The organism is Clostridium sp. DL1XJH146, from assembly GCF_054819755.1.
In genome coordinates, this window is the sequence record NZ_JBTVVN010000008.1 from 77663 (window position 1) to 92627 (window position 14965).

The window sequence follows — 14965 nt, forward strand, 5'->3', positions numbered from 1 at the left end:
AGGAGTAAATCTTCCTTAATTGAACATTGCTAATTGCTAATTGCTAATTGCTAATTTCATTTTAAACAGCTTCCTGGTTTTCAAACTGACTATTATAAAGATTTGCATAGAAGCCATTTTCAGCAAGTAAATCTTTATGGTTACCTTTTTCTACAATATCGCCATCATTCATAACCAATATCATATCCGCATCTCTAATTGTTGAAAGACGGTGAGCTATTATAAAGCTAGTTCTATTTTCCATTAAGTTGTTCATAGCTTTTTGAATTTGAACCTCAGTCCTTGTATCTACAGAACTCGTAGCTTCATCTAAAATAAGTAATTTAGGATTAGCGAGTATTGCTCTTGCAATTGTAATCAATTGTTTTTGTCCTTGAGATACATTTGATGCTTCTTCATTAAGAATCATATCATATCCCTTCGGTAACATATGCACAAAGCTATCTACATGAGCAGCTTTCGCAGCTTCAATAACTTCTTCATCTGTTGCATCTAATCGTCCATATCTTATATTTTCCATAATAGAACCATTGTACAGCCAAGTATCTTGAAGCACCATTCCAAACTGATTTCTTAAATCTTTTCTTGTAAAATCTCTGATATCTACTCCATCTACTAAAATGGCGCCTGTATTAACATCGTAAAAACGTAATAAAAGCTTAACCATTGTTGTCTTACCTGCTCCTGTAGGGCCTACAATAGCAATTTTTTGACCAGGTTTTACTTCTGCTGAAAAGTCATTAATTATAGTAACATCTTCTTTATATCCAAAATGTACATTTTTAAATTCAACATGTCCTTTAACATCTACTTTAATAGGATTAGTTGTTTCAGCAATTTCATTTTCTTCATCTAAAAATTCAAAAACACGTTCTGCAGCAGCTGCTGTCTGTTGAAGAATATTTGAAACATTAGCTAACTGTGTTATTGGTTGAGTAAAATTTCTAACATATTGTATAAACGCTTGTATGTCTCCCACTTCAATAGTTTTCTTAGCAGCAAGGGCTCCACCAAGAACGCATACAGCTACATAACCAATATTACCAATAATAGTCATAACTGGCATCATCATTCCTGATAAAAATTGTGATTTCCAAGCTGTTCCATATAATTGTTCATTAAGTACATCAAATTTTTCAAGACTTTTTTTCTCCCCATTAAAGGCTTTTACAATTACATGTCCACCATATATTTCTTCAATATGACCATTTACATTTCCTAAATAGTCTTGTTGCTGCTTAAAATATTTTTGGGAACGCTTTACAATTAGTATAACAATCACCATAGAAATTGGAATAATGGCAACTGCAACTAATGTCATTAAACCACTAATACTAAGCATCATTATCAAAACACCAACTACTGTAACAAAAGATGTAATTAGCTGTGATAAACTTTGATTGAGCGTTTGACTTACAGTATCTACATCATTAGTTACACGAGATAACACTTCTCCATTGTTGGTAGTATCATAATAATTTAATGGCATATTGTTAATCTTTTGTGATATATCTTTCCTCATATTATAGGTAACTTTCATAGCTACCCCTGACATTATAAAACCTTGAATATATGAGAATAATGTGCTTAATCCATATAGCGCAACTAAAGTAAGCATTATTCCACCTATATAAGAAAAATCAACACCTTCTGAAGTCCCAGCAATTTTACCCATAACTCCTTCAAATACTGCTGTTGTAGCTTTTCCCAGTAATTTAGGTCCGTATATTCCAAAAGCAGCACTAGCAATCGCAAACACAAATACAACAATAAAAGAAATACGATATTCTTTTAAATATGATATAAGTCTTTTCATAGTGCCTTTGAAATTACGAGCCTTAGCTCCACCCATCATACCTGGGCCCATTCCTCCTGGGCCACGTCCCATACCTCCAGATCGTTTCATTCTATTATTTACTGATTTATCTTGTTCGCTCATGCTAATTCCTCCTTAGACAATTGTGAAAGGGCAATTTCTTTATAAGTTTCACAAGTATTCATCAATTCTTCATGTGTTCCTATACCAACCATTCCACCATCTTCAAGTACAATTATTTGTTCTGCATTTTTTATTGTTGATATTCTTTGTGCCACAATTAAAACAAGACTGTCTCCTGTTTTTTCCCTTAAAGCTCTCCTTAAAGCTGCATCTGTTTTGAAATCCAAGGCAGAAAAACTATCATCAAATATAAATATTTTAGGTTTTTTAACCAAAGCTCTAGCTATAGACAATCTTTGCTTTTGTCCACCAGAAACATTAGCTCCTCCTTGAGAAATTTCTCTTTTAAATCCTTCTTCTTTTTCATTTATAAATTCCATTGCTTGAGCTATTTCAGAAGCCTCTTTCATACTTTCTTCATCTGCATTTTCATCTGCATACTTTAAATTCGACTCAACAGTTCCACTAAACAAAGATGCCTTTTGAGGAATATAGCCAATTACATCTCTAACATCATGCTGAGTTACGTCTCTTACATCTATTCCATCAATTAGAATTTCACCCTCTGTTACATCATAAAAACGAGGAATCAGATTTACAAGTGTTGTCTTTCCTGAGCCAGTTGCTCCTATTATAGCTGTAGTTTTACCAGCTTCTGCTTTAAAACTTATATTTTTAATCATATTTTCTTCAGCACCTGGATATTTAAATGATACATTTTTGAATTCTAAATTACCTTTTGACTCTTTAGAAAACTGCTTTGGATCTTTAGGATCAATAATAGTTGGTTCAACTTCAAGTACTTCCGCTATACGTTCTGCTGATACAGAAGCTCTTGGTATTAAAATAAACATCATTGAAAGCATTAAGAAGGCAAATATTATCTGCATAGCATATTGCATAAATGCTATCATATCTCCAACTTGCATAGCAGAATCAGCTATTTGATGTGCTCCAACCCATACAATTAGAACTGTTGTACCATTCATAATTAACATCATTGCAGGCATTAGAAAAACCATGACTCTACTTACAAATAAATTTGTACTAGTAAGATCTTTATTAGCTTTATCAAAACGTTTTTCTTCAAATTTTTGTGTGTTAAATGCACGAATAACCATCATACCTGAGAGATTTTCTCTTGTAACCATATTGAGCTTATCAACCAATTTTTGTATTGCTTTAAATTTCGGTAATGCGATTGAAAATATTATTGCTATCATTCCAACTAAAATCGTAACTGCAAGCGCTATAATCCAAGACATAGAAGCACTTTTATCTATTGCTTTTATAATCCCTCCTACCCCCATAATAGGTGCATAGAAAATCATACGAATCATCATTACCATTAAAGTTTGTATTTGAGTAATGTCATTTGTACTTCTTGTAATTAAGGAAGCCGTTGAAAATTTGTCAAGTTCTATGTTAGAAAAATTCTCAACCTTAGTAAATATGTTTTTCCTTAAATTTTTTCCTAATCCTGCTGCTATTCTAGCTGCAATAAATCCAACTGTAATAGATGCAATTGCTCCAATCAGTGATACTAGAAGCATAATTCCACCCATTCTTAAAATATAATTACTTTGAAGTTTATCTGTGTCTAATCCTAATTCTTCATAGTTAGCTTTAACTATAGTTGCTCCTGCCGTAGTAAGCATGGACTCATCCATTTCTTCTATTTGTGCTGTAAATGAAGATAACATTTGTTCTCTCTGCTCATCTGGCATCTGAGAAATTACAGCAAATAAATCTGTGCCTTCTGGTAAAGTCATACCATTAACTTCAATTTCTTTTCCCTCTGAATCAGTCATCATTTCATTAATACCTGCAACAGACATTAATGCTTTAGATAGAATAGGTTCTAATTCAATTATTTCATCATCAGTTAAATCTTTTAAAACATATATATTTTCTTCATTAATATTAGGATAGTCTTCTAAATAACCACTATATTCATCATTCGAAGTATCCATTAGTTCATAATTACTAAGTACTTTATTTTTGTCTTCTGTATTCAAAAACAAAGTAAGTTTATTCATATCTTCTTCTATTATTATTTCTTGTGCTGCACTATCCACTCCACCTTGCTGAATCCCTATATTAATAATATTAGACATGTAATCTGGCAAAGCTAAATCTGTCATAGCTTGCACAAATAAAAGGGAAACTGCAATTAGGAGCGATATTGTAAATGGTTTTAAAAATTTTATAAGTTTGGTCATATTTTATCTACTCCTTGTTATTTTTTTCTTCTTTGAATCGATTTATTAATTCATCTAAAGTCTTCAGCCCATTCAAAACTTCATCCATTTCTTCAGATGTAGCATAATTAATAATTTTTGATACATAGCTTTCTAAAACTTTAAAATGGCATTTCCATTCTTCTTTAAATTCTTTTGTTAAATCAACTATAACAACACGCCGATCTTCCTTAGACCTTTTTCTTTCTACAAATCCATTCTTTTCTAGTCTATCAATAATTCCTGAAATTGTGCTATTAGATAAGCACATTTTCTTACTTAGATCACTGATTTTCATTCCCCCGTGATGGCCTAAAATACCAACTAACATTCCTTGGGTACCAGTTAAATTCTCATCTTTAAATTGTTCTTTAAAATTTAGTCTAATTGACTCTTTTACATTTTTTAGAATTCTTAAAATTTCATAAGTAGTGTCTATTTCATTCAATTAGTATTCACCTCCTAATCTCATTGCAAAAGTATATTTATTTCGAACTATTTCGGATGTAATTATTTCGCATTAGATTATTTCGCATTAGATTATTTCGTATTAGATTATTTCGCATTAGATTATTTCGTATCCGAAATAAATTATATACTAAGTAATTCCTTTTGTAAATACTTAATTTTATAGACCTACATTTCCTTTTATTAGTTACTTTTATTTCAAAAATTGCTGATTTATCTAGTATTGTTTTATGAATAATATTCACTGATGAATTATTTGAAAAGAAAGAAAAAAAGGAATCAGTAATATTCCATTACTAATCCCTTTTTACGTTATTTATTATTTAATTGTGAATAATATTTTTTTCAAAACCATTTATTAATCTTAAAAAAGGAAACCATACCTCCCGAAATAATTATACATGCTATACAAAAATATATAAATGCTTGCTGATTAGTAAGTCCAGGCATATATATGAAATTCATACCGAATACTCCAGTCAAAAAAGATAGTGGTATGAAAATTATAGAGAAAAAAGTCAATGTAGTCATTACCTTATTCATTCTGTTACTTATATTAGACATTTGGGTTTCTGATAAACTCATAACCATTTCTCTATAAGTAACAATTGTTTCTGCAACGTGCTTTAAATGATCTTCTACATCTTTAAAATACTTTGTTACCTCATCTGAAATATACTCCATATCATTAGCTAAAAAACTAATCAAAATATCTTTGATAGGAAATACTGCACTTTTCAACAAAAGAATTTCTTTTTTTAAACTATAAATTAATTCTAATGGAACTTCTTTCTCTTCTATGACCTGTTCTTCTATATCATCAATTTTTGATGATACTACTCCAAGTATTTCAAAATATTGATCTGTTAAAGCATCTATTACAGAGTAATATAAATAATCTACCTTTCTGTTTCTAATGATACCAGCATTATTTCTTATGCGATTTCTAATAGTATCAAAAACATCACCTTCACATTCTTGAAAGGTAATAATCATATTTTTGAATACGAGCATTGAAATATGCTCATGTATTATATTCTTCCCTTTCATATAAACCATTTTAAAAACAGAAAACAAATATTCTTTATGGGGCTCAATCTTACTTCGTTGTTTTATATTAACTATATCTTCTAATAACATCTTATCAATACTATACTTTAATCCAATCTCTTTTATCAATTCAATATTGTGGAGCCCTATAACATTTAGCCATATAACCGATGACGTGCTAGGTATTTCATCTATTCCTTTTATTTCTTTAAATTCAAACTTTTCTTTATCATAAACAATTAATTCAAGTCTAACGGATTGATTAATATACTCTCCCGTATAAATTAACTCCCCCGGAACTTGATTTGTAAAAAGATAATTTTCTCTACTATTATTACTCATAAACCTCACCTCATCCCCTAATAATTATATTACTACTTATAGTACTTTTAGTACTCCTCTTGGCGTATTTGATGCCAGGTACTTTTTTTCTATTCTACTGCATCCGCTATAGCTTGAAGGTCTTTTATTATGATGTTTGATTTGTCAAAATCTATTACTCCTTCGTCTCTCATATTGCCCATTTCTCTGGATAATGAAGGTCTTGAAACGTTTAGGAATTCTGCTAGCGCACTTCTACTTAGAGGAATTTTAAATTCAAGCCTATTATTTTTTTTATATTGTTCTAGTAAATAATTACTTATTTTTTCTCTCAAAGTTTTCATAGCAAGATATTCAACTTTTTTATTCAATGAGAGAGCCTTATCTGATAATATTTTTAACATATTTATGATTAAATTTCTATGGCTACTACATGCTCTTGGACATTGAGTTACTATTTTTTCAGGAGGTATAAACATAATCTTACAATCCTTTTGTACATATACACTAGAAGGCCATTTTTTTTTCTTTGAAAAAGCTGCTACTTCTCCAAACATACTTCCTTCATTTAAAACCGCCATAATCATTCTATCTCCATTAATATTTTCCTTCAAAATAGCTACTTGCCCTTTTAAAATCACTCCAACTCCTGTAAGCTCATCACCTGCCATGACTATGAATTCATCCTTCTTATAGTTATTTATTTTTGGATTTATACAAGCAATCATACTTTTAAGTTCCATATCTTCAATTCCATAAAATAAAGGTATTTTATTAAAATTATCCATACTACTCCTCCATAATTATTAGATATTTTATGTTAATTATATCATCAATAAAGTATCCATTACTAAACTTAATTTATGAATTTCCTAACGCCAAATATTTTTTTAATAAATTAACATATTCTTGATATATTTTTTGATACTTCATCAAAAAATATCTATTATTATTACTATTTGTTAATTATCTATTCTTTTCCATTTTACAAAGTAACAACTTAATGATATAATATGAATTGTTAGATTAAACATTATTTTATGGGAGGAATTTAAATTTATGAAAATTATTAGAAAATTATTAGTTGTAACTATGAGTTTAACTCTTATTCTTAGTTTATTTGGATGTGCAACTGAGAGCGATAAAATCGTCTTTGGTGAAGGTGATTGGGATAGTAATGCCCTCCACGATCAAATTGCCAAATTGGTTATTGAAGAAGGATATGGTGTTCCTGTAGATATAGTTATCGCAGATACAGCTGTAATGATTTCCGGATTAAAGACAAAGGACATAGACTTATCTACAGAATTTTGGTCTGACAACGTTCCTACATATGAAGAAGATATTGCTAATGGTCATTATGTAGAACTCTCTACAAATTTTGATGATAATATACAAGGTTTATACGTACCTTCTTATTTAGTAGAAGGCGAAAATGCTATTGCCCCTGATTTAAAAACTGTTGAAGATTTAAAGAATTATCCTGAATTATTTCCAGATCCAGAAGGATCCGATAAAGGAATAATTTATGGTGGACCAGAAGGTTGGATGGCAACAGGGTTCTTAGACAAAAAAATGATTGAATATGGCTTAGATGAATATTACAGTTTCAAATCAATTGACTCATCAGCTACTCTATCAGCCACTTTATCAAGCGCATATGAAAAAGGCGAACCTTGGGTTGGTTATAATTGGGAACCTACTTGGGTAATGGGCCTTTATGATATGGTATTACTTGAAGATACTGAGTATACTCCTGAAAACTTTGAAAATGGAATTGGTAGTTTTCCATCAGTTGATGTTACCGTTGTAGCAACACAAGAATTTATTGATGATTATCCAGAAATAACCGAGTTTTTATCAAAATATAAAACTTCTTCTGAATTCACTAACCAAGGATTAGGTTATATGCATGAAAATGAAGTTGAACCCGATGAAGCTGCTAAATGGCTACTAAGTGAAAACAAAGATTTACTCAAAGGTTGGGTACCAGAGGATATATATGATAAAGTAATTTCTGCTATTGAATAAAAACATAACATAAATATAAAATTTGTAGTTATAAAAACAAATTATACTTGTCCAATTTTTGAAAACTAATCAAATCTCAGGACAAGTATAATTAAGTTTTAAAATGAAAATTTTATATTAGTCTTAATTTGATAAATATTACCGCTTTACTATAAAGTTTTTTAGACAAATAATTTTAATAGGAGTTGATAAAATAATGTTTGCTTTTCCAGAAAACTTACGCTTTGAAATAAGTGGCCCTATAGATAGCTTTATTAACTGGTTGCTACTAAATTTAGATGGATTTTTCGACGCAATAAGTATTTTTATTTTAACAATATTTAATGGTATTGAATTTATTTTGAGTATTCTCCCATGGTGGCTTATTATTATTGCCATATTTTATGCTGGATGGAGACTTTACTCTCTTAAAATGGGTTTTCTTTTATCCATAATGCTCTTTGCTATAGGACTTTTTGGTTTATGGGAAATGATGCTTTATACCTTTGCAATTGTACTTATATCCGTCCTTGTTTCAATAGTATTAGGATTACCCTTAGGCATACTAATGACTAAATCAAATACTATGAAACAAATTCTATTACCATTACTTGATGCTATGCAGACAATGCCAAGTTTTGTATATTTAATTCCTGCAGTAATGTTTTTTGGTTTTGGTAAAGTTCCTGCAGTTTTTGCAACAACAACTTATGCGCTACCACCTCTTATACGTTTAACTTATCTAGGTATATCTAATGTAAGTAATGATGTTATAGAAGCTGGCCTTGCTTTTGGTTCAACATCAAGACAAATGCTTTTCAAAATTCAATTTCCTCAAGCTTTACCAACTTTAATGGCTGGTATTAATCAAACAACTATGATGGCTATGGCGATGGTAGTCATTTCATCTATGATTGGAGCAGAAGGAATTGGTGAACAAGTATTAATATCTATTCGTCGTTTAGAAATGGGTAATGGCTTTCAAGCTGGTTTAGCCGTTGTATTTTTAGCTATCATTTTGGATAGAATTCTACAAGGAAGTGCTAATAAACTTAAGGAAATGGAGAGATAAATAATGTCAAATAAAAAAATAGAAATTAAAAATCTAACTCTTATTTTCGGTAAGCAAAAAGAAAAAGCATTAAAAAGTCTAAAAGAAAATAAAAGTATACAAGAAGTAAAAGAAGAAACAAATTGTAATGTCGGTGTTAATAATATAAACTTTGACATTGAAGAGGGAGAACTCTTTGTTATAGTTGGTTTATCAGGCAGCGGTAAATCTTCTTTAATTCGTTGTCTCAATTTACTTAATAAACCAACAGAAGGCGAGCTGTTAATAGACGGAGAAAATATAATTAATTATGATGATACACAATTACGTACTCTTAGAAGAAATAAAGTGTCCATGGTATTCCAACATTTTGGTCTGCTTAGTCATAGAAATGTACTAAGGAATGTTGAATATGGTCTTGAAGTTCAGAACGTCCCCAAAAAAGAAAGAGAAAAAAAAGCACTGGATGCTATAGAATTAGTTGGTTTAAAAGGTTGGGAAAAAAATATGCCTAGCCAATTAAGCGGTGGAATGAAACAAAGAGTTGGTCTTGCAAGAGCTCTATCTAATGACCCAGAAATATTATTAATGGATGAGCCATTTAGTGCTCTTGATCCACTTATCCGTCGTGATATGCAGGATGAATTTTTAAGCATTGAAGATTATATGGACAAGACTATTGTATTTATTACTCATGATATGAATGAAGCCTTTAAATTAGGTGACCGTATTCTTCTACTTAAAGATGGTGAAATTGTACAAATAGGAACACCAAAAAATTTCCTCGAAACTCCAGCTAATGAATATGTTGAAAGCTTTATTGAAGATGTAGATAAATCAAGAATTCTACGTGTTCGTTCTGCTATGAGAAAACCAACAGTTTTAGCTAAAGAATTTGAAAATCGAATGAGTGTAATTAAAAAATTAGAAGATGTAGAAAGAGATTTTTGTTTCGTAACAGATAATGCTAGTCAGTTGCTAGGTTATGTCGAACTTGATACATTAAAAAACAGTAAAACAGATGATATTAGTAAACATATTATTAAAGATTGTCAAAGTCTAAACAGGAATGCCTACTTACACGAAGTATGGTCAAAACTTGATGAAAACAATTATGATGTACCTATAGTTGATAAAATGAATAGATTACGTGGTGTTTTAAGTAATGATGATGTCGTTTCCGCATTAGCATAGACAAAACCAGCAGATTTTAAACTGCTGGTTTTTTTGTTATTATATAAAGTTTTATTATTATTTCTTAATAATTCTATTTTTTAGTAAGATATTTTCTTATATCAAAAGCAACTGCTGTTACTATAATTGCACCTTTGATAATTTGTTGCCAGTAAGGGTTTACCCCTACAAATGTTAAACCATAGTTAATTACACTAAAGATAAGTACCCCAACTACTACACCTGGAACTGTTCCTACACCACCTGATACTGACCAGCCACCTACAACACAGGCTGCAATTGCATCAAGCTCATATCCTGTTCCATAGTTATTAGTAGCTCCACCAGTTCTAGCTGCCTCTAGAACACCTGCAATACCGTATAATGTACCTGCTATAACATATATAACGAGTATTACGGCAATAGCTATCAATATGACATAATGAAGGTAAAGTCAAATTGTCAAAAATAAATAAAGAAAACCTAGTACAAAGCCTTTCAACTAATGATACTGAAAGTAGAATTCCTTACGTTCTTCTTGACCTAGCTGATAAATATGTCACAAGTATTAAAGAAGGCCTAGAAATAAATATGCCAATCACAAGAGAAGAAATGTCCAAATATCCAGGTGTAACAAGAGAAACAATTAGTATAAAGCTACATAAGTTTGTAGAAGAAGCATTAATAACCCTTAATGGAAATAAAATTATTATAATTAGAAATTACGAAACATTAAAATATTATAATCCACTTACACGTTAAAAAACATCAAAGTCTATACCTATTACTGTGTATCCTCTTGTTAATCCAATATTTATCCTATATAATTGATAAATGAAAGAGAGGTACAAAAATGAACTCAATTACAATTGAAGAAGCCTACAAGCGAAATGATGTAGTATTCATTGATGTTAGAACAAAACAAGAATATGATGAAGATTGTATTTATGGTGCTATTAATATCCCTATTTTTGATGCTGAAGAACGGAGTAAAATAGGATACATATATAAGCAAGTGAGTAAAGATGAAGCTATGACATTGGGATTAGAGATAGCTTCAAAAAAATTGCCTGATTTTTATTCTAAATTGAAAGAATTCCAGAAACAAAGAAAAAAAATTGTGATTTACTGCTGGCGTGGTGGAATGAGAAGCACCTCTATAACTACTGTTATGTCTTTAATGAGATTACAAGTATTTCGATTAGAAGGTGGATATAAAAGTTACAGAAGTTATATAAGAGGACAATTTAATAAACTAGAAGGCAAATTAAAATTTATTGTTCTTCAAGGTGGTACCGGTGTAGGTAAAACTGATATTTTAGAATCTTTAGAAGACAAAGGTTATCCAGTTATTGATTTAGAAGGCTATGCTAATCATAGGGGCTCAACTTATGGTTCAATAGGCCTCGGAGAACAAACCTCACAAAAGCAATTCGAAAGTATTCTTTATCACAAATTATTAGAGCATAAAGATACATATATGTTTATCGAAGCTGAAAGTTCAAAAGTTGGACGTAGAGATGTCCCAAAACCTGTTTATGAATCACTATTAAATGGCATATATGTACATATAAATTGCTCTATGGATCTTCGAGCAAAAAGATTAGAAAACACTTACGTTTCTGTGGATAATAACATTTCAGATTTGATTGAAGCCACTAGTAAAATTAAGCGTTATCTTTCTTCTAATGATTATGAAAATATAATTTCACATATACAAGCTAAAGAATTCAAAGAAACTGCCATTATTCTTTTAGAAAACTACTACGATAAACTATACAATAAGTGGTCAAAAAAAGATCATCCTATTTGTACTATCAATGCAGATAATGTTGAATCTGCAGTAACTGAATTAATTGAAGTATATAATAAAATCAGTGAATAAATCACCTATATCAAAGCTCTACTTTTTATGTTTATACAAAAACTCCGCGAAAGCTTCAAAAGTGAATTCCTTCTGATTTGAAATGTCCTCATTTACCATTTTAAAAAAACATGAAGGAATCTCTTTTTTTCTTAAGTTTTTTTCTATACAAAGAGTACATCCTTCTTCATGATTAGCAGGATGATTAGGACATTTCAAATCACCACAAGTACAAAATTTTACATCTTTCATAATATAATCTCCTTTTATTTTTATAAATTTATTTCTATATATTATTCCTTCTTAACTGAAGATACATTACTTTTTAGTATACTTTCAATTTTGTTTAAAGGCATAGGTTTATAATAATAATATCCTTGTATTTCCTCACAGCCAAGCTTTCTTAGAAAATCTAATTGCCCTTTAGTTTCAACCCCTTCGGCAATAATTTCAAAATCTAATTTTTTTATAAGTTTTACTATAGATGATAATATTTCCTCATCTCTTTTATTGACAGTTATTTGTGTTACAAATTCTCTTGCAATTTTAATTTTATCTACTGGTAGATCTCTTAGGTATTTAAGAGAAGAATATTCAGTACCAAAATCATCCATGGATATTTTTATCCCTAATTTTTTTAAATTACTCAAAACAGGAATTATATCATTAATATTTTTTATTAAAATGCCTTCTGTTACCTCTAATTCTAGATGTCTAGAGTTCACTCCTGTTTCGTCAATAATTTGAGAAACTCTATCCAAAAATGAGCTATCATTCAATTGTACAACTGAAATATTAACTGCTATTTTAATATTATTAAATCCAAAATCTTGCCACTTTTTATTTTGCATGCAGGCTGTCTTTAGTACGTACTCCCCAATTTTATTAATCAATCCATTTTTCTCTGCTATGGGAATAAACTTAACAGGACTAATCATTCCATATTTTCTATGATTCCACCTTGCTAAAGCTTCTACTCCTATAATATTTTCAGTTGATTGGTTAACCTGTGGTTGATAATACACTTCAATTTCATTTAATTCTAAAGCATGATATAAATCATTTGATAATTTGATTTGTTCTATAACATCATTCCTCATTAATTCATCAAAACATCTATATGTGTTTTTACCGTTATCTTTTGCACTATATAATGCAATATCTGCATTTTTAATAAGCGTTTCAATATCTCTACCATCATCCGGATAAATATCAATACCAATGCTAGTGCTAACATATAATCTTTCTTTATCTAAAATAAAGGGCTCTTTAAAACAACTAAAAATTTTTTCTACAGCTTCTTCAAAATACTGTCTATTCCTTGTAGTATTAAACAAAATCAAAAACTCATCTCCGCCAATCCTAGCCACAGTATTAGCTGATGATATTGTATTTAGTAGCCTTTTAGAGATTTCCTTTAAGACTTCATCTCCCTTAGCATGTCCGAAATTATCATTTATATTTTTAAATGAATCGATATCTAGAAATACTAAAATAACATATTCATCCTCTTTAGCATTATCTATTGCCTTTTGAATTCTTTTATATAATAATCTTCTGTTTGCCAATCCTGTTAATTCATCATGTTCAGCTAAATACTTTATATTTGACTCTATTTTAATTCGTCTATTTATTTCCTTATTCAAATCAATATTTAAAGCACTTAACTTTTCAGTACGCTCTTTAACTCTATTCTCAAGCTCATTATTCATTCTTATTAATTTTTCTTTCATATTCTTTATCTTTGATAATTCCTGAAAAATAATAACGGTACTTAATTTATCTCCAAATTTATCTAGTAAAACTATATATGATAAAAGTATCGGGATATATATGCCATCTTTTTTTACAATATCAGTTTCATGACTGCTTACTATAACTTCATTAAAATCACATGAATTTGGAGATAATAAAAGAGAAATATTTTTATCTTTTATTTCTTTTAGATTAAAACCTAATAAATTTTCGCCACCATTATTAATCTCTTTAATTAAATTGTTTTCATCTAATACAATTAGCCCTTCATTCATAAAATTAATAGCTTCAAATGCTATTTTTTTAGGATTTAAATTCATTAATCTATACTTATTTATTGAATACGCAATTACCCCTACTGGAATTAGTGTTATTATTACCACAAAAGGATCAATAACGAGTTCATTAACTTTTTCAATTAAATACTTATCTGCTATAATTGCAAATATACCTATAATAATCACTGCTACTATTATTAAACTAGCTTGAACTTTTTCTCTCTTCTTTTTTGTTGTACTTCCCCAAACCATGAGTAATACTACTGATAATATCATGCTATACGTATAATATATCATATAATAGCTATTATAAATTAATCCTCTTCCCGTGCCCATGGCAAAATATGCTCCATATACTGCTTTAGAAAATTCATGCTTAGAAAAAGGCAAAACACAATATAAATAGACCGCAATAATAAATGGAATAGATATTATTATACTATTTATTGTTTTATGTAAAAAAAACTCATTTTTAGTTAGCACAATAATAAATACTACTATATGAAAATATAAATATATACTTATAAAAGCTACTATTTTATAACTCCATAAATTAATATTCACATTACAAATTTGTAAAATATTTAGCAATGACCATATAAATAGAAGTCCACACATAATAAAGAATAATCTATTAATAGTTTTATTGTCTTTCATAAATATGTATATTCCAGTAAATAGATATATCACAGAACATATTGTATAAACAATTATTAATCCAGTCATCTTTTTCCTCCTTAAAATTACTTCATCTGAAATTTTAATCTATTAAGTCATCATTAACTCTCCATTAGCTTGAAAATATTAATAATTACT

The 14965-nt window shown here is 29.4% G+C and carries 12 protein-coding genes and 1 pseudogene; 5 read left to right on the forward strand and 8 right to left on the reverse strand.

The window, feature by feature from the left end; all coding sequences use genetic code 11:
• Positions 1-61 precede the first annotated feature (61 nt).
• The 5 genes from ACVHXK_RS05920 to ACVHXK_RS05940 all read right to left on the reverse strand — a co-directional run bounded on the left by ACVHXK_RS05920 (position 62) and on the right by ACVHXK_RS05940 (position 6806).
• Positions 62-1939 (reverse strand): ABC transporter ATP-binding protein, encoded by a 1878-nt coding sequence (locus ACVHXK_RS05920; RefSeq protein ID WP_461205448.1) that lies wholly within the window; start codon positions 1937-1939, stop codon positions 62-64.
• Positions 1936-4161: an ABC transporter ATP-binding protein gene (locus ACVHXK_RS05925; protein WP_461205449.1), complete on the reverse strand. Its 2226-nt coding sequence runs from the start codon at positions 4159-4161 to the stop codon at positions 1936-1938. The genes ACVHXK_RS05920 and ACVHXK_RS05925 overlap by 4 nt, the downstream gene beginning before the upstream one ends.
• Positions 4162-4168: 7 nt before the next feature.
• Positions 4169-4627 carry a MarR family winged helix-turn-helix transcriptional regulator gene (locus ACVHXK_RS05930; protein ID WP_461205450.1) on the reverse strand — a complete coding sequence of 153 codons (459 nt, stop codon included), beginning with the start codon at positions 4625-4627 and terminating at the stop codon, positions 4169-4171.
• Positions 4628-4992: 365 nt separating this feature from the next.
• Entirely contained in the window at positions 4993-6039 is a 1047-nt protein-coding gene (corA, locus tag ACVHXK_RS05935; RefSeq protein ID WP_461205451.1) for a magnesium/cobalt transporter CorA, read from the reverse strand.
• An 89-nt stretch (positions 6040-6128) separates the two neighbouring features.
• Positions 6129-6806: a Crp/Fnr family transcriptional regulator gene (locus tag ACVHXK_RS05940; protein WP_461205452.1), complete on the reverse strand. Its 678-nt coding sequence runs from the start codon at positions 6804-6806 to the stop codon at positions 6129-6131.
• 271 nt (positions 6807-7077) lie between these two features.
• Between ACVHXK_RS05940 and ACVHXK_RS05945 the strand changes: the two genes are divergently transcribed.
• From ACVHXK_RS05945 to ACVHXK_RS05955, 3 genes are all read left to right on the forward strand, one after another.
• Entirely contained in the window at positions 7078-8049 is a 972-nt protein-coding gene (locus ACVHXK_RS05945) for an ABC transporter substrate-binding protein (protein WP_461205453.1), read from the forward strand.
• 196 nt (positions 8050-8245) lie between these two features.
• Positions 8246-9100 carry an ABC transporter permease gene (locus tag ACVHXK_RS05950; RefSeq protein WP_461205454.1) on the forward strand — a complete coding sequence of 285 codons (855 nt, stop codon included), beginning with the start codon at positions 8246-8248 and terminating at the stop codon, positions 9098-9100.
• Positions 9101-9103: 3 nt separating this feature from the next.
• Positions 9104-10273, forward strand: coding sequence for a quaternary amine ABC transporter ATP-binding protein (locus ACVHXK_RS05955; RefSeq protein WP_461205455.1), 1170 nt, complete (start codon positions 9104-9106; stop codon positions 10271-10273).
• Between the two features lie 73 nt (positions 10274-10346).
• On the opposite strand, the pseudogene ACVHXK_RS05960 reads toward ACVHXK_RS05955, so the two are convergent.
• Positions 10347-10673 (reverse strand): annotated as a pseudogene (locus ACVHXK_RS05960) (ABC transporter permease subunit); the annotation flags it as partial.
• 38 nt (positions 10674-10711) lie between these two features.
• Here ACVHXK_RS05960 and ACVHXK_RS05965 point away from each other — a divergent pair.
• Together ACVHXK_RS05965 and mnmH are read left to right on the forward strand one after the other, a co-directional pair.
• The gene (locus ACVHXK_RS05965; RefSeq protein WP_461205456.1) at positions 10712-11014 is read left to right on the forward strand and encodes a Crp/Fnr family transcriptional regulator; all 303 of its coding nucleotides are present in this window, start codon (positions 10712-10714) and stop codon (positions 11012-11014) included.
• A 91-nt stretch (positions 11015-11105) separates the two neighbouring features.
• Positions 11106-12137 carry a tRNA 2-selenouridine(34) synthase MnmH gene (gene mnmH / locus ACVHXK_RS05970; protein ID WP_461205457.1) on the forward strand — a complete coding sequence of 344 codons (1032 nt, stop codon included), beginning with the start codon at positions 11106-11108 and terminating at the stop codon, positions 12135-12137.
• A gap of 18 nt (positions 12138-12155) precedes the next feature.
• On the opposite strand, the gene ACVHXK_RS05975 is transcribed toward mnmH, so the two are convergent.
• The gene (locus tag ACVHXK_RS05975) at positions 12156-12368 is read right to left on the reverse strand and encodes a DUF6485 family protein (protein WP_461205458.1); all 213 of its coding nucleotides are present in this window, start codon (positions 12366-12368) and stop codon (positions 12156-12158) included.
• A gap of 41 nt (positions 12369-12409) precedes the next feature.
• On the reverse strand, positions 12410-14875 hold the full coding sequence (locus ACVHXK_RS05980; protein ID WP_461205459.1) for an EAL domain-containing protein: 2466 nt from the start codon (positions 14873-14875) through the stop codon (positions 12410-12412).
• Between the last annotated feature and the right edge of the window lie 90 nt (positions 14876-14965).

Bases quoted from the DNA above. Each gene is read 5' to 3' on its own strand.
- ACVHXK_RS05920 (WP_461205448.1), bottom strand. From the start codon at position 1,939: ATGAGCGAACAAGATAAATCAGTAAATAATAGAATGAAACGATCTGGA.
- ACVHXK_RS05925 (WP_461205449.1), bottom strand. From the start codon at position 4,161: ATGACCAAACTTATAAAATTTTTAAAACCATTTACAATATCGCTCCTA.
- corA (WP_461205451.1), bottom strand. From the start codon at position 6,039: ATGAGTAATAATAGTAGAGAAAATTATCTTTTTACAAATCAAGTTCCG.
- ACVHXK_RS05940 (WP_461205452.1), bottom strand. From the start codon at position 6,806: ATGGATAATTTTAATAAAATACCTTTATTTTATGGAATTGAAGATATG.
- ACVHXK_RS05945 (WP_461205453.1), top strand. From the start codon at position 7,078: ATGAAAATTATTAGAAAATTATTAGTTGTAACTATGAGTTTAACTCTT.
- ACVHXK_RS05950 (WP_461205454.1), top strand. From the start codon at position 8,246: ATGTTTGCTTTTCCAGAAAACTTACGCTTTGAAATAAGTGGCCCTATA.
- ACVHXK_RS05955 (WP_461205455.1), top strand. From the start codon at position 9,104: ATGTCAAATAAAAAAATAGAAATTAAAAATCTAACTCTTATTTTCGGT.
- mnmH (WP_461205457.1), top strand. From the start codon at position 11,106: ATGAACTCAATTACAATTGAAGAAGCCTACAAGCGAAATGATGTAGTA.
- ACVHXK_RS05975 (WP_461205458.1), bottom strand. From the start codon at position 12,368: ATGAAAGATGTAAAATTTTGTACTTGTGGTGATTTGAAATGTCCTAAT.
- ACVHXK_RS05980 (WP_461205459.1), bottom strand. From the start codon at position 14,875: ATGACTGGATTAATAATTGTTTATACAATATGTTCTGTGATATATCTA.